This is a genomic window from Limnohabitans sp. 2KL-3 (assembly GCF_001269405.1).
Classification (GTDB): Bacteria; Pseudomonadota; Gammaproteobacteria; order Burkholderiales; family Burkholderiaceae_C; genus Limnohabitans_A.
This window is the reverse complement of record NZ_CXON01000005.1, coordinates 46,927-69,977: the sequence shown is the minus strand read 5'-3', so window position 1 is coordinate 69,977 and position 23,051 is coordinate 46,927. Positions and strand designations below refer to the sequence as shown.

General features: G+C 58.5%; 21 protein-coding genes. 11 read left to right on the top strand and 10 right to left on the bottom strand.

Annotation, left to right across the window (positions count from 1 at the left end; translation table 11 throughout):
• Positions 1-28: 28 nt before the first annotated feature.
• Positions 29-595, top strand: a complete 567-nt coding sequence (locus AMM41_RS08865) for a hypothetical protein (RefSeq protein WP_089956495.1) — start codon at positions 29-31, stop codon at positions 593-595.
• A gap of 26 nt (positions 596-621) precedes the next feature.
• Positions 622-990, top strand: a complete 369-nt coding sequence (locus AMM41_RS08860) for a MarR family transcriptional regulator (RefSeq protein WP_089956493.1) — start codon at positions 622-624, stop codon at positions 988-990.
• Between the two features lie 5 nt (positions 991-995).
• Here the strand turns inward: AMM41_RS08860 and AMM41_RS08855 are convergent, their stop codons facing one another.
• Positions 996-1,358 (bottom strand): hypothetical protein, encoded by a 363-nt coding sequence (locus AMM41_RS08855; RefSeq protein WP_089956491.1) that lies wholly within the window; start codon positions 1,356-1,358, stop codon positions 996-998.
• A 167-nt stretch (positions 1,359-1,525) separates the two neighbouring features.
• Here AMM41_RS08855 and AMM41_RS08850 point away from each other — a divergent pair, with 167 nt between their 5' ends.
• Positions 1,526-2,164, top strand: a complete 639-nt coding sequence (locus AMM41_RS08850) for a helix-turn-helix domain-containing protein (protein WP_194944683.1) — start codon at positions 1,526-1,528, stop codon at positions 2,162-2,164.
• Between the two features lie 15 nt (positions 2,165-2,179).
• On the opposite strand, the gene AMM41_RS08845 is transcribed toward AMM41_RS08850, so the two are convergent.
• Together AMM41_RS08845 and AMM41_RS08840 are read right to left on the bottom strand one after the other, a co-directional pair.
• Entirely contained in the window at positions 2,180-2,521 is a 342-nt protein-coding gene (locus AMM41_RS08845; RefSeq protein WP_194944682.1) for a zinc ribbon domain-containing protein, read from the bottom strand.
• A gap of 143 nt (positions 2,522-2,664) precedes the next feature.
• The gene (locus tag AMM41_RS08840; protein WP_089956487.1) at positions 2,665-3,576 is read right to left on the bottom strand and encodes an SDR family NAD(P)-dependent oxidoreductase; all 912 of its coding nucleotides are present in this window, start codon (positions 3,574-3,576) and stop codon (positions 2,665-2,667) included.
• Positions 3,577-3,743: 167 nt separating this feature from the next.
• Here AMM41_RS08840 and AMM41_RS08835 point away from each other — a divergent pair, with 167 nt between their 5' ends.
• Together AMM41_RS08835 and AMM41_RS08830 are read left to right on the top strand one after the other, a co-directional pair.
• The gene (locus tag AMM41_RS08835; RefSeq protein ID WP_089956485.1) at positions 3,744-4,622 is read left to right on the top strand and encodes an NUDIX hydrolase; all 879 of its coding nucleotides are present in this window, start codon (positions 3,744-3,746) and stop codon (positions 4,620-4,622) included.
• A 62-nt stretch (positions 4,623-4,684) separates the two neighbouring features.
• Positions 4,685-5,050 carry an Hpt domain-containing protein gene (locus tag AMM41_RS08830; protein WP_228769180.1) on the top strand — a complete coding sequence of 122 codons (366 nt, stop codon included), beginning with the start codon at positions 4,685-4,687 and terminating at the stop codon, positions 5,048-5,050.
• Here AMM41_RS08830 and AMM41_RS08825 read toward each other — a convergent pair.
• Entirely contained in the window at positions 5,035-6,051 is a 1,017-nt protein-coding gene (locus AMM41_RS08825; RefSeq protein WP_228769179.1) for a tRNA dihydrouridine synthase, read from the bottom strand. The genes AMM41_RS08830 and AMM41_RS08825 overlap by 16 nt on opposite strands.
• 10 nt (positions 6,052-6,061) lie before the next feature.
• Positions 6,062-6,580, bottom strand: coding sequence for a GNAT family N-acetyltransferase (locus tag AMM41_RS08820; protein ID WP_089956483.1), 519 nt, complete (start codon positions 6,578-6,580; stop codon positions 6,062-6,064).
• Between the two features lie 217 nt (positions 6,581-6,797).
• Between AMM41_RS08820 and AMM41_RS08815 the strand changes: the two genes are divergently transcribed.
• On the top strand, positions 6,798-7,565 hold the full coding sequence (locus AMM41_RS08815) for a cytochrome c (RefSeq protein ID WP_368664967.1): 768 nt from the start codon (positions 6,798-6,800) through the stop codon (positions 7,563-7,565).
• Positions 7,562-8,905, top strand: coding sequence for a c-type cytochrome (locus AMM41_RS08810; protein WP_228769178.1), 1,344 nt, complete (start codon positions 7,562-7,564; stop codon positions 8,903-8,905). The genes AMM41_RS08815 and AMM41_RS08810 overlap by 4 nt, the downstream gene beginning before the upstream one ends.
• Before the next feature lie 7 nt (positions 8,906-8,912).
• Here the strand turns inward: AMM41_RS08810 and AMM41_RS08805 are convergent, their stop codons facing one another.
• Complete coding sequence (locus tag AMM41_RS08805; RefSeq protein ID WP_089956482.1) at positions 8,913-10,178, bottom strand: tetratricopeptide repeat protein; 1,266 nt, start codon at positions 10,176-10,178, stop codon at positions 8,913-8,915.
• 272 nt (positions 10,179-10,450) lie between these two features.
• On the opposite strand from AMM41_RS08805, the gene AMM41_RS08800 reads away from it, so the two are divergent.
• Both AMM41_RS08800 and bktB read left to right on the top strand, forming a co-directional pair.
• Positions 10,451-11,206 carry an SDR family NAD(P)-dependent oxidoreductase gene (locus tag AMM41_RS08800; RefSeq protein ID WP_194944681.1) on the top strand — a complete coding sequence of 252 codons (756 nt, stop codon included), beginning with the start codon at positions 10,451-10,453 and terminating at the stop codon, positions 11,204-11,206.
• A gap of 750 nt (positions 11,207-11,956) precedes the next feature.
• Positions 11,957-13,141 carry a beta-ketothiolase BktB gene (gene bktB, locus AMM41_RS08795; RefSeq protein WP_089956478.1) on the top strand — a complete coding sequence of 395 codons (1,185 nt, stop codon included), beginning with the start codon at positions 11,957-11,959 and terminating at the stop codon, positions 13,139-13,141.
• A gap of 463 nt (positions 13,142-13,604) precedes the next feature.
• Here bktB and AMM41_RS08790 read toward each other — a convergent pair whose 3' ends face one another.
• Complete coding sequence (locus AMM41_RS08790) at positions 13,605-15,785, bottom strand: TRAP transporter permease (RefSeq protein ID WP_089956477.1); 2,181 nt, start codon at positions 15,783-15,785, stop codon at positions 13,605-13,607.
• A gap of 219 nt (positions 15,786-16,004) precedes the next feature.
• On the bottom strand, positions 16,005-16,958 hold the full coding sequence (locus AMM41_RS08785; protein ID WP_089956475.1) for a TAXI family TRAP transporter solute-binding subunit: 954 nt from the start codon (positions 16,956-16,958) through the stop codon (positions 16,005-16,007).
• Positions 16,959-17,128: 170 nt separating this feature from the next.
• Here AMM41_RS08785 and AMM41_RS08780 point away from each other — a divergent pair, with 170 nt between their 5' ends.
• A complete protein-coding gene (locus tag AMM41_RS08780; RefSeq protein WP_089956474.1) occupies positions 17,129-18,346 on the top strand; it encodes a D-amino acid dehydrogenase in 1,218 nt (405 codons plus the stop codon).
• A 589-nt stretch (positions 18,347-18,935) separates the two neighbouring features.
• Positions 18,936-19,448 (top strand): cupin domain-containing protein, encoded by a 513-nt coding sequence (locus AMM41_RS08775; RefSeq protein ID WP_089956472.1) that lies wholly within the window; start codon positions 18,936-18,938, stop codon positions 19,446-19,448.
• A 13-nt stretch (positions 19,449-19,461) separates the two neighbouring features.
• Here the strand turns inward: AMM41_RS08775 and AMM41_RS08770 are convergent, their stop codons facing one another.
• Both AMM41_RS08770 and AMM41_RS08765 read right to left on the bottom strand, forming a co-directional pair.
• Positions 19,462-20,820, bottom strand: coding sequence for a capsule assembly Wzi family protein (locus AMM41_RS08770; protein WP_194944680.1), 1,359 nt, complete (start codon positions 20,818-20,820; stop codon positions 19,462-19,464).
• A gap of 233 nt (positions 20,821-21,053) precedes the next feature.
• Positions 21,054-22,991: a polysaccharide biosynthesis protein gene (locus AMM41_RS08765; RefSeq protein ID WP_089956469.1), complete on the bottom strand. Its 1,938-nt coding sequence runs from the start codon at positions 22,989-22,991 to the stop codon at positions 21,054-21,056.
• Positions 22,992-23,051: the final 60 nt, after the last annotated feature.

The following is a 23,051-nucleotide window of genomic DNA, read 5'->3' as shown; positions in this document are numbered from 1 at the left end:
TCCATCCTCAGGCCCTACCCTTGACACAATGTTGCCATCCATTTCCATCAATTCTCAAGGTCTTTTTCTTTCTTTCGTTGCAGGGTCTTTTTTTTATCTCTCTTACAGAATCAATGAGCAAATAGGTTCTTGGGCGGTGTATTCACAGGGCATCAGTCTGATTTTTTTACCGGCTGGCATCAAACACCTTTCCATTTTATTGGCCGGCGGTTGGGGTGCTTTGGGTTGCTTTGCAGCGCTGTTTTTGCTGGCCAATGAATTTTGGCACGGGATTCACCCATTCATAATCTTGCTGTATTGTTTTTTCAGCACAATTGCCACTTGGCTGGGTGTCTGGATGAGTCTTAAAATTTTGGGTATCAGCAATGATTTGGCCAATTTGAAATTCATTCATTTGCCTCAAATGGATTTCATCACAGCGACAGTTCATGCAGTCGTTATCAATGTATTTTTCATTATAACGTCCATGAAATCAACCCATGCATTTTCAAATTATTTTGCAATGCTGCTAGGCGACTATATAGGCAGCTTCATTGTTTTGACACTGTTTTGGGTGATGCTGCTTGTTTTTAGCAAATCACCCATTAAAAATTAAAATCAAATAAAAAATCAAGGAATCGGATGCAACCACTCATCAATTCTTATTTACGATTTGCCAAATTGGCCAATGTTTTTTTTCGTGATTCGCATTTGATTTTGAACCCCAATCAGCGTGCATTGTTAGACGCGATTGCCTTGGCCTGGCATCAGGGTCAACCCATGTCGGTGCGTGAAGCCATTTCACTCAAGAAACTCGGTTCAGCGGCAACGCTTCACAAACGGCTTACTATTTTAAGGTCTGAAGGCTATCTTGAAGAGTTCAACACACAAGGCGATAAAAGGACCAAACTGCTGGGTCTGACACCTAAAACTTTGCTGTATTTCGAAACCTTGGGTGCTATTTTGGTGTTGCAGCAATCAAGTGCTTTCAATCTCCCATCTGGCACCTGATATTTTCAGGGCTTTGGCCCATACGCTTCCAACAGGATCGCGACATAATTGCTTAAAGATTCAAGCATTTTGGGTTGAGCCACCACATGACGCAAACGCCGATCATGCTCCGTGCCTTCCAATTTGCACCAATCCTCAGTAAGCAAACGCTTCAAATGCTTTCGAATACCCGCCTCACTGAAGTCAATGCTGTGAAACAATTGTTTCAGTGTCAGTGGTTTTCCTTTGAGGGTGTTGTAGGCAATCACCATGAACAGGTCTAAGGCCAGCGAACTTTGTTCGATGGGCAGGTTTTCTTTTTCCCAATTGCGTACTTTTATTATATTTTCAGCCAGTGGAACGATGACTTCTGGATTGTTTTGATTCATTGTATTTCTAGATTTAAGAAATATAATAAATCCTAGCTTATGGAATAGCAACCCAATAAACATTCACTTTGTATGGAAAGATATTGTTGATTTTTTCATGATGCCAACATATTATAAAAAATAGAAATTGTTTAAAGTACTCAATCGAACTGAAAGATAATTATAAAATGTTAATAGGAAAACATCCTGACACGAAGAGCAAGGGGACCAAAAGACTCGAAGCTTACGCGATTGGTACCGCCAAAGCTGCACAAATGCTGGGTTTATCCATCACCTTGGTCAAAAATCTGGTGGATCAACAAGAGTTGTTGGCCTGGAAAACCCCGGGCGGGCATCGCCGAATTGACATGGAATCCATTCGAAAGTACCAAAATAAACTCAAAAAACCGATTTATTCCGCTTCAGAAACCAGATCCCTGCCCTCGATCAGTTTCATGGTGGATGATGCATTGGTGCTGAAATCACTGAAAAACAGCACCACTCAATGGCAGGAGTTGATTGATTTTAATATTGGACAAACAATTTCTGAAGCTTATTTGTCTTTTTCACACAAAATTCCTGACATATTGATCATGAAAACCCATATGACAGTGGATCAACAAATTGCCACTGTTGTTGAATTGCAAAATTTCATCGAAGGATTACCCAAATCCTTGTCGGTCATTTTCATGACCGATACTCAGGATTTGCAGTCGAAAATTCAGCATACATTGAATCCAGCGATTCAAATTTCCAGTGATACCTTGAACCCTGCTTGGTTAAAGGCTTTTTTGATGGGTGTCATGACCAACCCGGAATGGCATTGACAAAAAAACCGAAATTCAGAACAACAAAGTGTTATTGTATTTTGACAACCAAGTCCAAATCAACCAGGGCAGCAGCAGCAAACTGCCCACAGTGAACAAAGCCAGCATGGCCTGTTTGGGGTTGCTGCCATAAGGCATTTTGTTGATTTGACGGCAATGTGGACATTTGACCCAGCCTTCTTTGCCCAGAGTCCAAGGTTGAAACACATTGGCCGTACCACAGTTTTTGCAAATATAGTGATGTGGTTGGTACCGCAGGGGTTGTCGCGTCAATAAAGCGACAGAACTCCGAGCAATTCCTTTGCCCATTCGGTAAGGAATTTTCAATACATAAACAAACATGTCGATTAAAATCACAAAAATCCCCAATTACAAGGATTTTATTTTACATATTTTAGATAATTAAAATTTTTAGAAATGGTATAAAAAGTCTATGCAATTTTCAGTCCCAAGTGGCAGCGCAGCCACTTGAGACACCCCAGCCCGAGCCGAGCCCCCCCTTAAGTGGCATGGGCCTGAAGCGCCTTGCTCACTTCCAGCGTGCCTTGCTCTGAGCCTGCGCGGGGCACCGTTTCGCCTTGTCGATCGGTCAGGGCGTGCATGGCGGCAGCCAATCGTTCGGCCGTGTCGGGACCCGTGCCCAAATGCACACCTTGGGTCAAGGTGATGTGGGCCACCTCAAAACTGCCAGCACCAGCGCAGATGATGGTGCGGTTGGGGGCATCGTCACTGGCCATGACCAACATGGCGGGCACCACCGCACTGGGGTCGAGCGCCTTGAGCACCGCCTCGGGCATCAGGCCTTCGGTCATGCGGGTGGCGGCCGTCGGGGCCAGGCAGTTGACCCGGATGTTGTGCTTTTCACCCTCAATGGACAGCGTTTGCATCAGGCCCGCCAAAGCCATTTTGGCGGCGCCGTAATTGGCTTGTCCAAAGTTGCCATACAAACCGCTGGAAGAAGTGGTCATGATCACCCGCCCGTGGTTTTGTGCCTGCATCAGGGGCCAGACAGCCTTGGTGCAGTGCACGGCCCCCATGACGTGCACGTCCATGACCAGCTTGAAATCGTCCAGCGACATCTTGGCAAAACTTTTGTCCCGCAAAATGCCAGCGTTGTTGACCAAAATGTCCACCCGGCCCCAGGCATCAACGGCCTGCTGCACCATGGCTTGGACGGCCTCAAAATCCGTGACCGATGCGCCATTGGCCAAGGCCTCGCCCCCGGCTGCGCGGATTTCATCGACCACGGCCTGTGCGGCCGAGACGCTGGTGCCTTCACCATGCACATTGCCGCCCAGGTCGTTGACCAGCACCTTGGCGCCGCGTGCGGCCAAGGCCAAAGCGTGTTGTTTGCCCAAGCCACCGCCTGCGCCCGTGACAATGGCAACGCGTCCTGTGAAATTCATGCCCATGGCCTGTCCTTGTGTGTGGTGTTGAGAAAAAAGAAACAACTTCGGTGAACAGGCGACAGGCCTGTCCGGGTTCATCTGCTAACCTGAGTCTTCAGCTTGTCAGACATCTTGTGCTGCTGACTTTAAACCAGCGCTGTGACGCTGGCTGTTACACGATTGACATCTCCATGGAACTGAACACCGAATTTTTGACCGCCCCCCCACTGGACGCTGCCACCGTGGTCATGCTGCGCGACGGCCAGGACGGCCTGCAAGTGCTGTTGATGCGCAGGCACCAGGCATCGAACGTGCTGGGCGGTGTGTATGTTTTTCCAGGCGGCAAACTCGATGCACAAGACCAGAGCCCCACCTGGTTGCAGCGCTTGAGTCAGGACCATGAGACTTTGCATGCCCGCCTGCATGAGCCCGATTTGGCCGCAGAGCGTGCGGCCGGTTTGTTTGTGGCCGCCATGCGCGAGGCCTATGAAGAGTGCCGTGTGCTGCTCGGCTGTGGCCAAGTCGCCCAAGCCGGCACTCAGGCATTGCAACAGGCTTTGGCCAGTGGGCAAAGCTGGCACGAGGCTTTTGCCAGTCAAGCGGTGCCGCTCAACACCGAACACCTGCTGCCTTGGTGCCGCTGGATCACGCCCCAGCAAGCCTCGGTCACCAACAAACGGTTTGACACCCGGTTTTTTGTGACCCGCGTGCCGGACGACCAAGTGGCCGAACACGACAACCACGAGACCACCGAAACCCTGTGGATCAGGCCTGGCGATGCGCTGCTGCGCTATTGGAACCGTGAAATCGAATTGGCCCCACCCCAGATCATGAGTTTGGTGCACCTGCACCGACATCCCCATGTCCAAAGTGTTCTGGACGAGGCGCGGCAAAGAAAACCGCCTGTGGTGCAACCCGAACCTTTTGACAATGAGGGCATCCGCACCATTTGCTACCCGGGTGATCCCCGGCACTCGGTCCAGACGCCCGCCTTTCCCGGCCCCAGCCGCTTGCTATTTAAAAACAAACGTTTCGAACCTGAACGCGGACTGAGCGCTTTGCTTGACTAGAATAGAGGCTGGTGCGTTGCATTTAGTAACGTGATTTTTGTATTCACTTGTAAGCTTGCCGCATGAGCAACTCTGAACCGCCCATTTATTTGTCCGTTGACCGGGCCATGGAGTTCATTGGCGACGCCAATGGTGTGTTGTCCCTGCTCAAAACACTGCACCAAACGCTCAGCGATGACCTGCCCCTTTTGCAAGAGTCACTGGACAAGGACGATGTGTACGGTGCCAACCGCATCCTGCACCAACTCAAGGGTTTCACCCCCGTGTTTTGTGTCGACGGTCTGGTCGAGCATGTGGTCAAGGTCGAGGCCATGAGCAAACACGCCGAGGCCAGTGAACTGCGGGCGGCCTACAGCCTGTTGGCGCCTCAACTCGAAACCCTGCGCACCGAAGTGGCCAACCACCTGAGGCTTCACCCCATCGACTGAACCGGTGCCCGCTCGAGTGGTTCCCGGTCCAGTGCTGCCGGCAGCGTTTGCTGCTGCAGCCATCGCTCAATTTCGCTGGCGTCGTGCACCAAACGCAGAGTGTCAAAAGCCTGCTGGGCTTGTGGGTAGACGCGCCGCATGTAGTTCAACCACTGCTTGAGCCGTCCCGCCCGGTGGCGGGTGGCCACACGCAGGCCAATGCCCACCCAAAACACCTGCATCAGCGCCAGCATCCGGCTCCAGGCCACCCCTTGTCCGGGGCCCAGGCTCTGACCTGTTTGCACTTGGGCCGCAATGGCCAATGCCAGCCCCGGGTCGGTCACCATGCCCCGCCCGATCATGATGCGGTCACAGCCCGTCACTTCGCTGCAACGCAAGGCGTCGGCCACCGTCCAGATTTCGCCATTGGCCACCAGGGGCAAGCGCACATGCTGGCGCAAGTCGGCAATGCGGTCCCAGTAAGCGGGTGGGCGGTAACCATGGGCCTTGGTGCGGGCGTGCACCACCAGTTCGCTGGCCCCTGCCGCCTCGATGGCTTGGGCACAGTCTTCGGCGCGGCGGTCATCGTTGTAGCCCAGTCGCATCTTGGCCGACACCGGAATGTGTGCAGGCACCGCGCGGCGCACGGCCGCCACGATTTGCCCCACCAGTTCGGGCTCATCGAGCAACACCGCCCCACCCCGGTGCTGGTTCACGGTTTTGGCGGGGCAGCCAAAGTTCAGGTCAATTCCGGCAGGGCCCAGCTCGGCCAACGCAGCCGCATTGTCGGCCAGGCAAATCGGGTCGGAACCGAGCAATTGCACTTTCACCAGCACCCCGGCTGGCGTGCGGCTTTGGTTGAGCAACTCAGGGGCCACCCGAACAAAGGCGCGGCGAGGCAAGACGGTGTTGGTGACCCGAATGAACTCGGACACGCAGGCATCGACCCCGCCCACGCGGGTCAGCACATCACGCAAGGTGTGGTCGAGCAAGCCCTCCATCGGGGCCAACATGATGTGCATGGCGTGCCGTTCAGTTCAATTTGCGCTTGAGACGCACTTCTTCGACTTTGACACCGCCCAGGGGCACGGTGCGGGCGGTGTTCATCTCGCGCTTGAAACCGGCCAGATCATGAAAGCGCAGGGTTTTTTCATGCAACAGGGGTAGCCAGACCGTGACATCGGTGCAGTCTTCGTCTTGCAGGCCTTCGCGGGCCGCGTCCCACAAGGCCAGGCCAATGCCCTGGCCGATGCGGTCGGGTGCGGCGTAAATGGCCCAAATTTCCCCCGTGGTGTTTTTGGACTTGGGGTCACGCGAGCGGTCAAAGCCCACAAAACCCACCACCTCGCGGCCCACCGTGGCCACCACGACTTGGGGCTCGCCGTATTCAATGGCTTCTTTCCAAAACGACACGCGCTTGGGCATGGGGGTGGCGTCCCAATGGGCATCGGGCACTTGCCCAGCGTAGGCGGCGCGGCAGGCGCTCACATGCAGTGCGGCAACGGCGGGCGCATCCTGGAGGGTGGCAAATCGGACTTGGATATCGGACATGGCTAAAACTTCAAATGAAAAACAAAGCAACAAAGCCAGAAGACTTTGGCGCAAAACCCGACATTGTCGCCGCTTCGGTTATCTTCCAAGGATGCCGACCTTTCCCAGCCCACAGAATTCCCCTCTTTTAGCAAGATTCAAGCGTCCAGCCAACGGCACATCCCCCACAACACCCCAGCGCTTGCGCCCATGGCCTGTTGTCTGGGCGGCTCTTGTGGTGACCGCAAGCAGCTTGGCCAGCCCTTGGGCCACGGCACAGACCCCCGTGCGTGTGATCGACAGCATGGCCGAGCGCACCCGTGCCTGCACCGCTTGCCACGGCGACCAAGGCCGCGCCGGGCCCGATGGGTATTACCCCCGCCTGGCGGGCAAACCTGCCGGTTACCTGCACAACCAACTGCGCAATTTCGCACAAGGCCGTCGCCATTACGAGCTCATGGCCCGCTTGGTGGACCCCTTGAGCGATGCCTATTTGGGCGAGATGGCGCAGTACTTTGCCGAACTGAAACTGCCCTACCCGAGCCCAACAGCCAACAACACCATTGCCCCCGAACGCCTGGCCAAGGGCCAGCAACTGGTGACCCAGGGCGATGCCGCACGCGGCCTGCCCGCCTGCACCCAGTGCCACGGTGTGCGCCTGACGGGTGTGCAACCCAATGTGCCCGGCTTGCTGGGCCTGCCGCTGGACTACCTGAATGCGCAGCTGGGGGCCTGGCAAACCGGGCAGCGCCGCGCCCACGCCCACGACTGCATGGCCGAGGTGGTCAAACGCATCCCGGCCCCGGACTTGATCGCGGTGTCGAGTTGGCTGGCCCGCCAGCCACTGCCGGCTGACACCCGTCCCGCCGAGCGTGTACCGCCTGGACCCGCTTTGCCCGAGGACCTGCGCTGCGGCAGCGCACCAGAGTTGTCGACACCCCTTGCGGCCCCATCGGCGCTTCCCCCCCAACTCGCGGCCAAGCCTGCCCAGAAAGGCCAGCCATGAAACGATTCCTGATGGACATGCACCCCGTCAAACGCCTGGCTGGGGTCACACTGCTCAGTCTGCTGGTGCTGGCCTTGGCGGTGGTCTGGGACAACTGGGGCGATATGTTGTGGGACCCAAAAGCACCCACAGCCCCCACACCTGCCAGCACGCGCAGCAACGAAGCCCAAATCGAACAAGGCCGTTACCTGGCTTTGGCGGGCAACTGCATGGCTTGCCACACCGCCAGAGGCTCGGTGCCGCTGGCCGGCGGACGCCGCATCGAGACACCGTTTGGCGGCGTCTACAGCAGCAACCTCACGCCCGACCCCGAAACTGGTTTGGGCCGTTGGACGGCGTATGACTTCTGGCAAGCCATGCACCACGGCCGATCCAAAGGCGGGCGCTTGCTGGCCCCGGCTTTCCCCTACAACCACACCAGCGTTGTGAGCCGCGAAGACAGTGACGCGATGTTTGCCTGGCTGCAAACGCAAACCCCGGTGGTGCAAGCCCAGCCGGCCCACACCTTGATCTGGCCCTTGGGCACGCAACCCGCACTGGCCGTGTGGCGCAGCCTGTTTTTTGAGCCCAGCCCGTTTCAGGCCGACAAGACCCAGAGCGCCGAATGGAACCGGGGGGCGTATTTGGTGCAAGGCCTGGGCCACTGCGCCGCCTGCCACAGCCCGCGCAACGCCTTGGGTGCCAGCGGTGCGGTCCATGACTTGTCTGGCGGGCTGATGCCGGTGGTCAACTGGTACGCCCCCGACCTGACACGCGACGCCGAAACCGGCTTGGCCAGCACACCCCTGCCCGAGATCGTGCGCCTGCTGCGCACGGGCGCATCCAACACCGCACAAACCAGCGGACCCATGGGCGAAGTGGTGCAACACAGCCTGCAGCACCTGAGCGAGTCCGATTTGCACGCCATGGCGCTGTATTTGCAATCGGCTGCGCAATCTTCACCCCAGCGCCCAACGCAGCCCCCCGCCCCCGCCCGAGTGGGTTTGCAAATGGCGCAGCTGGGCCAAAAAACCTACGAACGGCATTGCCTGGCCTGTCACGGCGAAAAAGGTGAAGGCCTGAACACCTCCAACGGCGAGGTGGCCTATCCGGCCTTGGCGGGCAACCGTGCCGTGCGCATGAACGATCCGACCAACCTGGTGCAATTGGTGCTTTACGGCGGCTACGGCCCGGCCACGGCCTTGCACCCTCGTCCGTTTGGCATGCCCCCGGCCGTGCTCGAACTCGAAGACCGCGAGATCGCCGCCGTGCTGACGCACCTGCGCACCCAATGGGGCAACCAGGCCCCAGAGGTCACCCCTTTGCAAGTCAACCGCATCCGCGCGGCACAAGGCTCATGAAAGCCGATCAGCGCACCACCTCCACGCGCCACACCCCTTGGGTCAGCATTTGGGCGTAAGGGCCGGGAATATCGGCTCGCCACTGGCCTTGGTGGACCGGGCTGGCATATTGGCAAATGGTGGTTTGCTGGGCATCCACAATTTTCCAGGTCACCGACTGGCCTTGCGGCAGGTCGGTGCTCGCGCCGATGCTGGTGCTCGACAAATTGCTGCCCACATGAAAGGCGTCGCCCAGGTCTTGGGCTGGGTGGGGCGGAAAATCCTGCCCGTCCATGAAGCCAAAAACCGGATCGTGTGAGAGCAAACTTTGTCGCACGGTGGGCCAAATGCATTGGCGTAAGAAATGCTGGTCCACCACCCGCAGACCCAAGTACTGCCCTTGTTTCATGTAATCCACCATTTGCTGGCGCAACGGGCCCAACACCCCGCCGCAACCACCCCACATGCCGGCCAGCAACAGTTCGGTGTGAGAAAAATAATCGCGCATCAAATGGAAATGCCGATCGCTGCGCAGCCAAGCCTCAATGGCAGCCACCTCTCGCTTTGAAATCAAGGAATCGGCATCGCGGATCAAAAAGCGGTCAACGCCTTCGTCCTCCATCACCAAAAATCGCCACATGAGGCCACTGAGTTCTTGGCGATCGCGCTCTGACACCTCGACCAGCTGCGCCCCCATGGACCGCAGCGATTGGCGCACGGCCAAGGGGACGGTGTCGTCCACATAAAAGCGGCAGGTCCAGTGGGGCAAGAGTTGCTGGGCCACCATGACGTTCAATTTGGCGGTTTCACAGTAGCGTGGCTGATCGCCAAACAAACTGAAGGCGATCACCTGGCGGCGGGCATCCTGGCCTGGTGCAGGCACTTGGGCGGGCAGCGCCCGAACAGGCTGGCCATGGGTTTTTTGATCCTTGAGCGACAGGCTGCGCAAGCCGTACTGGCGCACATCGTCCATCAGGCCCAGGTGGCCGCAGGTTTCGGTCAAGCCGTCCCACAGGTTCACGTCTTCGGGGGCCAGTGGGCAGGCTTGCAGGTAAATGCTGCGGGCTTGCTCGCGGTCGCCCAAGCGCAAATGGCAAAACGCCGCATCGCCCAAAATTTGAGGGTGCAAGGGCATGAGCTGGCGGGCTTGTGCGTTGACCTCCAAAGCTGCTGCAAAGTCGCCTTGGGCCGACAACTGCACAAAGCGCTGCCCCAAATCGGACAGTTGGCGATTCAGCGTGGCTGTGGCCTTGCTTTTGGCTGATGCAGCCTTGGCTCTTTGAATTTTTTTCATACCTTAGAGCTCAAAAATATTAAAAATGAATCAAGGCTTGAGCATACCCAATCATGGAACGCATTTCATGGAGCGCCGCTGGAGCAGACCTGCCATTGGCTTGTTGTGGGAGCCCCGCCCCTTGGCGATGGGGGGTGGTCTGCGAGGCTTTATCGCAGCGAGTGCGTCGCTCCTGCGGCCAAGGCAGCGATGCCGATGCAGCTGTCTTCCACATGACTCAGGGGTGCTGCGCGGCTTTGCGCAAGTGGCGGCTTGGCCCTAACATGCCCGGCATGAAACACCACCTTTACATCCTCACTGGCGCATCCCGGGGCATGGGCTTGGCCATGGCCGAGCAATTGCTGCAAGCTGGCCATGCTTTGTTGTGCATCTCGCGCAACGCCAACCCCGCCTTGGAGAGTGCCGCCCAAAAAGCCGCGGTGCCCCTGACCCAGTGGACCCACGATTTGGCCGACGGCACTGGGGCAGCAGCCCGCCTGAGTGACTGGCTTGCAGGCCAAAACCCCGATGACTTGGCCAGTGTCAGCCTGATCAACAATGCCGGGGTGATTCCCCCCATCTTGCCCGTAAGCCAGTCCCAGCCTGCCGATCTGGCCTGGGCCTTGCGGGTGGGGCTGGAAGCGCCCATGGCCTTGTGCACCGCATTTTTGGGGGCCACAAGGTCTTGGACTTTGCCTCGCAAAGTGCTCAATATTTCATCGGGTTTGGGGCGTTACCCCATGGCCTCACAGGCCGGCTACTGCGCGGCCAAGGCCGGCATGGACCATTTCACACGCTGCATGGCCTTGGACGAAGCCCTGCAAGAGCACGGGGCCCGTGTCTGCTCGCTGGCCCCCGGGGTCATTGACACCGACATGCAAGTGCAGATGCGCGGTGCGGCAGGCGAGGCCTTTCCTGACCAAGCCAAGTTTTTGCAACTCAAGGCCAATGGGCAACTCAGCAGCGCCCCACAAGCGGCCGCGCAGGTGCTGGCTTTCTTGGCCCGCCCCGACTTTGGCGAGCAAGCCGTGGCCGATGTGCGTGGCTGATGCACAGCGCTGTGCATCTGGCCCCGTCAAGTTTGAAGTCAAAGGCATGTCATGGCCTGTGCGTCAGTGTGAAAGCCGCCCAATGGCGAATGCCGCATTTTGTAGGAGCCTCGCCCTCGGGGCGATGGGTCGTGGTCTGCGAGGGTGATCGCGACGGGGGCGTCGATCCTACAAGAGGATGGCCCCCGCATTTTGTAGGAGCCCCGCCCTCGGGGCGATTCTGGGTGGTCTGCAAGGGTGATCGCGACGGGGGCGTCGCTCCTACAAGGGGATGGCCCCCGAGTTTTGTAGGAGCCCCGCCCTCGGGGCGATGGGTCGTGGTCTGCGAGGGTGATCGCGACGGGGGCGTCGCTCCTACAAGGGGAAGGCCCCTGCATTTTGTAGGAGCCCCGCCCTCGGGGCGATGGGTCGTGGTCTGCGAGGGTGATCGCGACGGGGGCGTCGCTCCTACAAGGGGATGGCCCCCGCATTTTGTAGGAGCCCCGCCCTCGGGGCGATTCTGGGTGGTCTGCGAGGGTGAGCGCGACGGGGGCGTCACACCTACAAGGGGATGGCCCCCGAGTTTTGTAGGAGCCCCGCCCTCGGGGCGATTCTGGGTGGTCTGCAAGGCACCCTCGCGGCGAGGGCGTGACAAAAATCATCCACACAGACCCCATTGGCCCAGCTTGTCAGTCCCTTGTAGCCATTGACCCCGACACTGTTTGGGTCATCAATCCTTCTGTTGATTTTTTTAATTCTGGAGACATTCCCATGAGCCGTGAAGTTGTTGTTGTCAGCGGTGTGCGCACCGCCATTGGTACCTTTGGCGGCAGCCTGAAGGACATCGCACCCACCGAGCTGGCCGCACAAGTCGTGCGCGAAGCCCTGTCCCGTGCAGGCACCGAAGGTCAAGACGTCGGCCATGTGGTGTTTGGCCATGTGGTCAACACCGAACCCAAAGACATGTATTTGTCGCGCGTGGCCGCCATCAACGGCGGCTGCGCCGAGGGCACGCCCGCGTTCAACGTGAACCGCCTGTGCGGCTCGGGCCTGCAAGCCATCGTCAGCGCCAGCCAGTCCATCATGCTGGGCGACTGCGACATCGCCATTGGCGGCGGCGCAGAAAACATGAGCCGCGCCCCTTATGCCAGTCTGGCCACCCGCTTTGGCGCACGCATGGGCGACACCAAGATGATCGACATGATGATCGGCGCTCTGCACGACCCCTTCCACAACATCCACATGGGCGTGACGGCGGAAAACGTCGCCGCCAAATACGGCATCACCCGCGAGATGCAGGACGCATTGGCGCTGGAAAGCCACAACCGTGCTGAACGCGCCACAACAGAGGGCCGCTTCAAAGACCAGATCATGCCGGTCATGCTGAAAAGCAAAAAAGGCGAAGTGGCCTACGCCACCGACGAGCATTTCCGCCCTGGCTGCAAGCTCGAAGACATGGCCAAACTCAAGCCCGTGTTCGTGAAAGAAAACGGCACCGTGACCGCTGGCAACGCCTCGGGCATCAACGATGCCGCCGCCGCCGTGGTGCTGATGGAAGCCGGTGCCGCCAAGGCTCGTGGGGCCAAGCCCATGGCCCGCCTGGTGGGTTACGCCCACACCGGTCTGGACCCCAAAATCATGGGCGTGGGCCCCATCTCGGCCACACAAGCCGTGCTCAAGAAAACCGGCCTCACGGTGAACGACCTGGACGTGATCGAAGCCAACGAAGCCTTTGCCGCGCAAGCCTGCGCTGTGACCCGCGAGCTGGGCCTGGACCCCGCCAAGGTCAACCCCAACGGCTCGGGCATTTCGCTGGGTCACCCCATTGGCGCGACCGGTGCACTGATCACCGTGAAAGCACTGTACGAGTTGCAGCGGGTAAACGGCCGCTACGCCTTGGTCACCATGTGCATCGGCGGCGGTCAGGGCATCGCGGCCATTTTTGAGCGCATGTAAAGCCAGTGCCCCGCGTTGTGTGGGAGGCCCCGCGTTTTGTGGGAGCCCAGCATTTTGTGGGAGCCCCGCCCTCGGGGCGATTGTTGGTGGTCTGCGAGGGTGATCGCGACGAGGGCGTCGCTCCTACAAGGGGACGGCCCCGCATTTTGTGAGGGCCCCGCGTTGTGTGGGAGCCCTGCATTTTGTGGGAGCCCCGCCCTCGGGGCGATTCTTGGTGGTCTGCGAGGGTGATCGCGACGGGGGCGTCGCTCCTACAAGGGGACGGCCCCGCGTTGTGTGGGAGGCCCCGCATTTTGTGGGAGCCCTGCATTTTGTGGGAGCCCCGCCCTCGGGGCGATTGTTGGTGGTCTGCGAGGGTGATCGCGACGAGGGCGTCGCTCCTACAAGGGGACGGCCCCGCATTTTGTGAGGGCCCCGCGTTTTGTGGGAGCCCCGCATTTTGTGAGGGCCCCGCATTTTTAGGTCAACGGTCCCGGTGGACCCACTGGTAAACCAGCACTGGCAGCATCAAAACCAACCCCAGCAAACTGATTTTCAGGCCCGGCGCAATCAGGCACAGGGCACCGATGGCGCACAGCGCACGTTCCCAACCCTTCATCACGGTCATCAGGTAACCACTGAGCGCCGCAGCCAGCGCCAGGATGCCCAGTACACAACCGGTGAAGGTGATGGCAAAGTCGGCCCAGGTGAAGCCCTTGGCCACCAGCAGCAAAGAAGGCGAGAACACAAACACAAAGGGCACCAGCACCTTGGCCAGGCCCAGACGGAACGCCATGTTGCCGGTTTTGAACGGGTCACCACCGGCCATGCCCGCTGCCGCATAAGCGGCCAGCGCCACCGGCGGCGTGATGTCGGCCAACACGCCGTAATAAAACACAAAGAAGTGGGCCACCAAAGGCTCTACGCCCAGCTGCACCAAGGTGGGTGCGGCCACCGTGACCATGATGATGTAGTTGGCCGTGGTCGGGATGCCGCAGCCCATCAAGATGCAGACGATGCCCGTCATGAACAGCGCCGCCAGCAGGGTCAAGGACTTGCTGTCGGCCATGAAGGCAGGCAACCAGTCCATCAAGAAAGCCGAGATCATCTGCGCCCAGCCGGTGATGATGAAGCTGATCTTGAAGCCCACGCCTGTGAGTGTGACCACGCCAATCACAATGCCCACCGTGGCCGCCGCAGCGCCCACCGCCAGCGCGTACTTGGCCCCGGTTTCAAAGGCCTCCAGCAGCACGGCGTTGTCAATGCGACCCACCACACCCAACCACTTTTGCCCAGCCCAAATCAGGGCCACGCCCAGCGCCAAAAAGCCCAGCTTGATGGTCTCGCCGTCGCTGCCCCAGTCCACAAACGCCACCAGCGCCAGCAACACATGCAGCACCACCAGCATGAGCCAGTTGCTGCTGCGGTTGCCCCACACCGTGGTGCTCAAGCCGACGATCATGCAAGACGTGATGCCGGTGAACGCCGCCAAATAAGGCGTGCGGCCCGACACCAAAATGGCGATCAGCAGGGCCAGTGGAATCAAGGTGGGCCAGCGCTGCTTGAAGGACTCGCGCAGTTTGGGCATTTCTTCTTCGGTCAGGCCGCGCAAGCCGTAGCGCTTGGCCTCGAAGTGCACCTGCATGAACACACCAAAGAAATGCATGAAGGCCGGCACGATGGCCGCCGCGATGATGGTCTGGTAGGACACGTTCAAAAACTCGACCATCAAAAATGCCGCCGCACCCAACACAGGCGGCGTGATCTGCCCGCCTGTGGACGATGCGGCCTCGACCGCGCCCGCAAACTCACGTCGGTAGCCCACCCGGATCATGGCCGGGATGGTGAGCGAACCCACCGTGACCGCATTGGCCACCGAAGAACCGCTGAGCGTGCCGAACATGGCCGAACCAAACACACTGACCTTGGCCGGGCCACCGGCATAACGCCCGGCCACGGTGGAGGCAATGTCCAAAAACAACTGCCCCAAACCAATGCGCGTGGCCAACACACCAAACAGCACAAAGTGAAAAACATAAGTCGCCACCACGCCCACCGCCACGCCATAAATGCCTTGGCTCGTCAGGTATTGGTGGTTGATCATCTGGCTCCAGCTCGCGCCCGCGTGCTTGAGCAAACCCGGGAAATACGGCCCGGTCAAGGCATAGGCCGTGAAGCCCAGCGCAATCAAAGGCAAGGGCCAGCCCATGGAGCGGCGGGTGGCCTCGAGCAAGGTGACAAACAGGACCGAGCCCATGACCACGTCCATCGTGTCCGGGTTGCCCACCCGAAACGCCAAGTCGTCAAACACATAGGGGATGTACATCACGCTGGCCGCGCAGGCCAGGCCCAGCAGCCAGTCGATCAGTGGCACCCCGCCAATGCTCAGGCGGCTTTTGGACACGGTGCTGCTGGCGTCTGACTTGGTCGCCGCAAACACCAAAAAAATCAGCCCCAGCACAAAGGCCAAATGAACACCCCGGTGGGTGGTCTCGCGCAGCAGACCAAAACCGGCCGTGTAAAAGTGGAAACCCGACAAGATGATGAGCAGCCATTTCACGATCACCGTCGCGGGTGGCAGCGTCGGCCGAAAGCGCATTTCGGGGTCGAACTTTTCTTCGAGTTCTTGCAAATTGCGCACATTGCGCTCAAGGGCTTCGGCCATACCTGTCCTTCACAACACAAGGCCCTCGTGGGCCTTGTTCACAACACACAGGGCGCCATGGCGCCCTGTTCAAACATCATCGCCCACGGGGTGGGCACCTGCAAAATCAATACACCTGCCACCTTGTGGGAGCCCCGCCCCCGGGGCGATCGGTGGAGATTTGCGAGGGTCGATCACAGCAAGGGCACCGCGCCTGCACCAGGCTCGGTGCGCCCTGCATCACTTGAGCAGACCGGCTTCTTTGTAGAAGCGCTCGGCACCGGGGTGGAAAGGAATGCCCACACCCTTGACCGCGTTCTCTTTGGTGATGAACTTGCCTTTGGCGTGGCCAGCAGCCAGGGTGTCCTGAGCGGCTTTGCCATACAAGGCCTTGGTGATTTGGTACACGGTTTCCGCGTCGGCCTTGGCACTGGTCACCCACTGGGCGCCCATGGCCATGGTCTGCACGGCGGGCACGTCCTTGTAAGTGCCTGCAGCGATCGTGTCCACAGCCAGATAAGGGTTGGTCTTGCGCAAAGCATCGGCCTGAGGACCGGCCAAAGGCACCAACTCGATGCCGGTGCCGCTGGATGCCAATTCGGCAATGGCGCCCGCAGGTGCACCACCCACAAAGAAGAAGGCATCGAGTGCGCCGTCTTTGAGCTTGTCACCGGCTTGGTTGGGCTTGATGTACTCGGGCTTGATGTCGCTTTCCTTCACGCCATAAGCGGCCAGCACAATGCGGGCATTGACCAAGGTGCCAGAACCTGGCTCGTCGAGCGCCACGCGCTTGCCTTTGAGGTCAGACACCGACTTGATGCCCGAGCCCTTTTTGACCACCAGGTGGATGCTCTCGGGGTAGAGGTTGGCGATCATGCGCAGGTCAGTGACCTTGGGCTTGCCCTCATAAACGCCGGTGCCGGTGTAAGCCCAGGTGGCCACGTCCGACTGAGAGAAACCCGACTCCAAAGCGCCACCGGCCACGCCGTTGACGTTGGCCACCGAGCCGTTGGTGGCCTGGGCCGTGGCCACGATTTTGCCGGGCTGGCTGACCGCGTTGGCGATCATGCCGCCCACGGGGTAATACGTGCCCGCTGTGCCGCCCGTGCCGATGCGGAAAAATTGTTGTGCTTGCACCGGGGCGACCATGGCCGCTGCCAAACCCAAAACCAAAACCAGTTGACGACGCTTCATGACATTCCTTGGAGTGTGAATTACGAAAGAAGGTTAAAAACCAACAGCCTAGGGTGTAGCACAACTTGTGCCCATTTTGGGTCCAAACAGGCCCGCATCAGGGTTGACGCTGATATCGATCACCCTGATAAGGCAGGCGCTAAACTGGCTGTTTTTGTCAAAGGTGTCTCATGCATGTGTGCGTTCTGGGTGCTGGAATCATCGGCCTGAGCACCGCTTTCGAACTCACGCAACAAGGCCACCGCGTCACCGTGGTGGACCAGGGTGGAGCGGCCTCGGGGGCCAGCGGAGGCAATGGGGCACAGCTGAGCTACGACTACGTGCAGCCCATGGCCGACCCTGGCATCTGGGCACAACTGCCCAAGCTCATGCTGTCCCCAGACTCCGCCCTCAAGATCCGCCCCCAGTGGGACCCGGCGCAGTGGGCCTGGTTGCTGCGCTTTCTTAAGGCCTGCAACACCGCGCAGTCGCACAGCACCACGGCGCAACTGCTGCGCTTGGCCGCCCAAAGCCGCGCCGCTCTGGACGGCTGGCGCGAGCAAGAAACACTGAACTTTGATTTTTCCAGCAGCGGCAAACTGGTGATGTTTCGCTCAGCGACAGCCTTTGACGCGGCACGCCAGCAACTGGCTTTGCAGCAGCAGCTGGGCGGATCACCCCAGCATGCGGTGTCGGCCAGCGAAGCCTGCGCCATCGAACCCGCCTTGGCTCCCCGGCGCGAGCTGTTTGCGGGCGGCATTTACACGCCCAGCGAATGCGCCGCAGACTGCAAAAAACTGTGTGAGGAATGGGTGCGCATTTTGTCGACCCGTGATGTGCAATGGTGCATGGGTCAGCGCATTGAACGCTTGTTGGTGCGTGACCAACAAATGCAGGCCGTGTCATTGGCCTCGGGGCAAGACATCCAAGCCGATGCCTTTGTGCTGTGCACGGGCCACACCGCCCCAGGTCTGGCCGCCCGAGTGGGCATTCATTTGCCGATTTACCCGCTCAAGGGTTACAGCATCACGGTGGACACGGATGGCCCCGGCCTGGCCCCCCACGTCAGCATCACCGACAGCGCCCGCAAAGTCGTGTTTGCGCGTTTGGGCGAACGCCTGCGCGTGGCCGGCATGGTCGAGTTGGTCGGACACAACACGCACATCCCCCCCGAACGCATCAACAGCCTGCTGACCGACACCCGGGACCTGTTTGGCGACTGTTCGCGCTTTGCCGACCTGCACCCCTGGACCGGCATGCGCCCGGCCACCCCCACCGGTCTGCCCGTGCTCGGCCGACAAAAAAACGGCCCAGCCAACCTCTACCTCAACACCGGGCACGGGGGCCTGGGCTTCACATTGGCCGCCGGGTCGGCGGTGCAAGTGGTCAGCGCCATGCACAGCCATTGAGCGAGGCTTTATCGCGGCGGGGGCGCCGCTCCTACAGGTGACGACCTGCCTTTGTGGGAGCCCCGCCCTCGGGGCGATGGGTCGTGGTCTGCAAGGCTCGATCGCGGCGGGGGCGTCGCTCCTACAGGGGGAAGGCCTGCCTTTTGTGGGAGCCCCGCCCTCGGGGCGATGGGTCGTGGTCTGCAAGGCTCGATCGCGGCGAGGGCGCCGCTCCTACAGGTGACGACCTGCCTTTTGTGGGAGCCCCGCCCTCGGGGCGATGGGTAGTGGTCTGCGGGGCTCTATCGCGACGGGGGCGTCGCTCCTACAGGGGGAAGGCCTGCCTTTTGTGGGAGCCCCGCCCTCGGGGCGATGGGTCGTGGTCTGCAAGGCTCGATCGCGGCGAGGGCGCCGCTCCTACAGGTGACGACCTGCCTTTTGTGGGAGCCCCGCCCTCGGGGCGATGGGCAGTGGTCTGAAAGGCTCTATCGCGGCGAGGGCGCCGCTCCTACATCGTGGGGGCGCTGCACCTACAAAAAAGATCTGGCCATGACCTGTTGACCCATACCCTGCTAAAGTCAATTCCAACTTTTTTGCAAAGGCACTTTCCATGTCACAAACCCACGAACCCCATGATCACTCAGCCGCCCCTGAGGCCACCAGCACCAACTGGAAACACGACGGTGTGCGCGTGGTGCCGGGCAACCAGTTGGACGGCAATGTGCCCTCCACACCGGGCATGGACCGCAAAGCGGCCATCAACTTTGCACGCGTGGGCGCTCAAAAACTTTGGGCGGGCACCGTGCACATCCACCCCAATGCCAAAACCGGCGCACACCACCACGGGCCTCTGGAAAGTGTGATCTATGTGGTCAAAGGCCGCGCCCGCATGCGCTGGGGCGACGCCCTGGAATTCACCGCAGAAGCCGGCCCTGGCGACTTCATTTATGTGCCGCCCTACGTGCCCCACCAAGAGATCAACGCCAGCGCCGACGAAACGCTTGAGTGCGTCTTGTGCCGCAGCGACGGCCAAGCCGTGGCCGTCAACATGGACATCGAGCCCGTCGAAAAGCCCGAAACCGTTTTGTGGATCGACCCGACCCATCCGCAGGGTGGGGTGTGAGGGGCGCGGAGGCTCAAAACTTCACATCCATCATGACGCTGATCCGCAAGTCTTTGCGCAAATTGGCGCCTTGATCAATGCCTTGAGACAACCGTGTGTAGGCCACTTCAGGGGTCAAATTCATGGACTTGAAATCCAGGGTTTGCGCAGCACTCATGCTGAATAAACGGCCATGCGGCGCAGTCACACGGGGGTCGTATGCGCCCAAGCTGGTTTGAATTTGCCCCGTATGCAACTTGAATACACGCAAATTCTCGGCATCCATCCAGCCCAAAGTCATGACCTTTGAGCCCGAACCCTGTGCGCTGCCCACCCAGCGTGCACCTTGGGTATACCCCTGTAAATACACAGAATTCAAATACCCCGGATAGGACTGCTTGGTGTCCCATGGCAAGCTGTAATCATTGGTATTGGTCCACTCTACAAACACCCGGTGTCGGCCCTCACGCAAAGTACTTTCAAAACCCCACATGCTCATGAACTTGTAAGGCAAAGGCACCTTGCCAACTGCGTCTTCGCCCATCCATTGCGTGTATGCAGCACAACTGCCCAACCAACCACCCCAGGATTCGGGACATGTCAAACGAGCGTCATAACCTGCAATTTGGCTGCTGCTGTCGACAAACGTGTCTTGAACCCTTTTGTTTAACTGTTGGCCCAAGATCGCCTTGACCAAATTGGCTGCACCACTGGGTCGTCCAGCTCCTGCTGTTTGAACCCCTCGACTAAAACCCAGCTCCAGCCAAGGCTTGGGCTTCATGGTCAAGCGCATGCCCGAAAACAAAAAACCGCTTGGCTGCTGTGTAACCACTTGAGGGTCTTGTGCCTTTGCAAAAAAAACATCCAGATTCCAAGGCCCCATCCAGCTCAGCCAAGCACTTTCAGACTCGCTGCCAATGCCGCGCTGCAAACCGACACCCGTCCATGAAGGGTTGTTGTGACCATTGATCAAACTGCTCTGCCAGCCAGGTCCCCACCAATAACGCTGACTCAAAGCCTGCACATTCCAGCCGTCAAAACCCAAGACCGCAGCACTGCCGTCGGGGCGAAACTGTACAAGCCCCTCTGCACCATGACCACTGAATTGTGTTTGCAGCGAATTAGGGCTCACCTCAACCCGCCCCCCCAGGCGCAGAGCCCCTGTCAGCTTCTGAGTTGGGCTTCCAAATCGCCACGCTTCAGACTCCACTTGCACACTGCTTCCGGGCGTGTAGTTCTCATCAAAACCATTGAGCGCATCTGAACGCGAACGCACCTGCGCACGCAAACGCCAGGCCTCTTGACGATCATTCAACTCACGCAGCACCTCTGAACGGGACCACGCCACCTGCTGGGCAATCTGATCCGGTTGCGATCGCGACAAATGCGACATAGCCTGTTCCACAGCAGCCATTGGCAAAGGCCAATGGCTTGTCGTTAGCTGTAAACCCGCGTGATCAGACAACCATTGCAGATGGTGCCGAACTTGCCAACTTGGGGAGTAAGGGACACTGGCTTGTGTTTGAGCCTGCAGCGGACTGGCAGACCCCAACGCAATACAAGCCCACACACAATAATTTTTCAATTTGTACTTTGAATCCATCAATGGTTCATCACTTAAGCCACTCATGCAGCTTGTCGTTCGTTTTCTCTCCAAACCCAATCCACCACTTCACCATCCGGCTGATAACCAGGCACCAGCTTTTGCAGCAAGCCTCTAATCCGTGGCACATCGTTTAAATCCAATGCATCGTTCAACAGATTCAACTTGCTCAAGAGTTGATCCCACGGTAAAAAATCTTCATGCGCCTTCATGATCAAAGGATGAAGCGTCGGCAAAGGGTTGTCGCCAATCAACAGTTCTTCGTAGAGTTTTTCGCCAGGACGCAAACCGGTAATTTGAATCTCAATGTCACCATCAGGATTTTCTTCGTCCTTGACCGTCATGCCAGACAAAGCCACCATCCGACTCGCCAAATCCATGATCTTGACAGGCTCTCCCATGTCCAGCACAAAGACATCGCCACCCTTGGCCATGGCCCCAGCCTGAATCACCAACTGCGCGGCCTCCGGAATGGTCATGAAATAACGAGTGATGCGCTCATCCGTCAAAGTGATTGGCCCACCCTCTTCAATCTGCCTGCGAAACAAAGGCACCACCGACCCCGAAGACCCCAACACATTGCCAAAACGCACCATGCTAAAACGTGTCTGACCTTGACGCTCTGCCATCACTTGAGCCTGTGCTTGCAACACCATTTCGGCCAAACGCTTGCTGGTGCCCATGATGTTGGTGGGCCTAACTGCTTTATCGGTGCTCACCAAAACAAAATCACTCACCCCATGCACAACCGCCTGCAATGCCGTCATCAAAGTGCCGTGCACATTGTTTTTGACTCCTTCAGCCGGGTTGTGCTCTACCAAAGGCACATGCTTATAAGCCGCAGCATGGTACAGCGTGTGCGGCTTCCAGGTCGCCAAAATTTCTCCCATCCGAACGGCATCACGCACATTGCCAAGCAATGGCACCACCACAATGCCATGGTCAGCCTTCTCTTTGAGCAAACGCTCTAGTTCAGCATGAATGGAATAAAGCGCAAACTCGGTCAACTCCACCAACAGCAACACAGAAGGCGATGATTTGATGATTTGGCGACACAGCTCTGAGCCAATTGAGCCCCCAGCCCCTGTCACCATCACCACCTTGCCCTGAATTTTTTTGGCCAACATCAAAGGGTTTGGCGGCACGGGTTCACGGCCCAACAAATCTTCGACATCGAGCTCGCGCACATCAGCAGCATCGACACAGCCGCGTGCCAAGTCCTCCAGACCCGGCAAGGTACGCACCTTGATTTTGAGTGATCGCAATTGTTCCAAAATCTCGTTGCGCCGCGTCCTTGACACCGAGGGTATGGCCATTAAAACCAAAGACACATAACCAGACTCGGCCAACTCTGACAACTCATTTGGGGCATAAATGCGCACCCCATTGAGCACATGCCCATGCAACCTTTCATCGTCATCCACATAACCCACAACACGCAGTTGTGCACTGCTGGACAAGACTGCCGCCAATTGACGACCTGCAGATCCCGCCCCAAAAATCAGCACACGATCAAAAGCCAAGCGACGCCGATCCTCCGGACTTAAGCCCCCCAACCAATGCCGCACCCAAGCACGGCTGCCCCCCACCAAACACAAAAACAACAAGGGTTGAATCAATGCCACAGAACGGGGCACACCGTGCACGCCCAACACCCCCACCAAAACCACAAACGAGATGGTGTAGATGCCGATTGCTTTGCCTATGGCCATGAAAGCACTCATGCCCGAATACCGAAAAATCGCGCGGTAAAGACCAAAGCCAACAAACCAAGGCAAGGCCAAAACCACCGAACCAAGAGCCAAGGCCAACAGTGACCAAGACCAAGGCACCCATTCATCCAGTCGCAAACACACTGCGCCCCACAAAGCCAATGCGCACAAAACCGCATCGACGCACACAACTGCCGCTTGCTTGTACCGACGAGGCCAAGTCAAAAACCAAAAGGGAATTCGAATCATGAGATCAGTTTTTTTTATTGAAGCCCAAAACTGCCGGGCTGATGTCGTTCACAGGTGTTT

Coding starts and splice junctions, on each gene's coding strand:
- AMM41_RS08865 (WP_089956495.1), top strand. CDS start 29: ATGTTGCCATCCATTTCCATCAATTCTCAAGGTCTTTTTCTTTCTTTC.
- AMM41_RS08780 (WP_089956474.1), top strand. CDS start 17,129: ATGCATGTGTGCGTTCTGGGTGCTGGAATCATCGGCCTGAGCACCGCT.
- AMM41_RS08765 (WP_089956469.1), bottom strand. CDS start 22,991: ATGATTCGAATTCCCTTTTGGTTTTTGACTTGGCCTCGTCGGTACAAG.
- AMM41_RS08830 (WP_228769180.1), top strand. CDS start 4,685: ATGAGCAACTCTGAACCGCCCATTTATTTGTCCGTTGACCGGGCCATG.
- bktB (WP_089956478.1), top strand. CDS start 11,957: ATGAGCCGTGAAGTTGTTGTTGTCAGCGGTGTGCGCACCGCCATTGGT.
- AMM41_RS08785 (WP_089956475.1), bottom strand. CDS start 16,958: ATGAAGCGTCGTCAACTGGTTTTGGTTTTGGGTTTGGCAGCGGCCATG.
- AMM41_RS08840 (WP_089956487.1), bottom strand. CDS start 3,576: ATGGGCATGAATTTCACAGGACGCGTTGCCATTGTCACGGGCGCAGGC.
- AMM41_RS08810 (WP_228769178.1), top strand. CDS start 7,562: ATGAAACGATTCCTGATGGACATGCACCCCGTCAAACGCCTGGCTGGG.
- AMM41_RS08825 (WP_228769179.1), bottom strand. CDS start 6,051: ATGCACATCATGTTGGCCCCGATGGAGGGCTTGCTCGACCACACCTTG.
- AMM41_RS08855 (WP_089956491.1), bottom strand. CDS start 1,358: ATGAATCAAAACAATCCAGAAGTCATCGTTCCACTGGCTGAAAATATA.
- AMM41_RS08860 (WP_089956493.1), top strand. CDS start 622: ATGCAACCACTCATCAATTCTTATTTACGATTTGCCAAATTGGCCAAT.
- AMM41_RS08835 (WP_089956485.1), top strand. CDS start 3,744: ATGGAACTGAACACCGAATTTTTGACCGCCCCCCCACTGGACGCTGCC.
- AMM41_RS08770 (WP_194944680.1), bottom strand. CDS start 20,820: ATGTCGCATTTGTCGCGATCGCAACCGGATCAGATTGCCCAGCAGGTG.
- AMM41_RS08775 (WP_089956472.1), top strand. CDS start 18,936: ATGTCACAAACCCACGAACCCCATGATCACTCAGCCGCCCCTGAGGCC.
- AMM41_RS08850 (WP_194944683.1), top strand. CDS start 1,526: ATGTTAATAGGAAAACATCCTGACACGAAGAGCAAGGGGACCAAAAGA.
- AMM41_RS08805 (WP_089956482.1), bottom strand. CDS start 10,178: ATGAAAAAAATTCAAAGAGCCAAGGCTGCATCAGCCAAAAGCAAGGCC.
- AMM41_RS08790 (WP_089956477.1), bottom strand. CDS start 15,785: ATGGCCGAAGCCCTTGAGCGCAATGTGCGCAATTTGCAAGAACTCGAA.
- AMM41_RS08820 (WP_089956483.1), bottom strand. CDS start 6,580: ATGTCCGATATCCAAGTCCGATTTGCCACCCTCCAGGATGCGCCCGCC.
- AMM41_RS08800 (WP_194944681.1), top strand. CDS start 10,451: ATGAAACACCACCTTTACATCCTCACTGGCGCATCCCGGGGCATGGGC.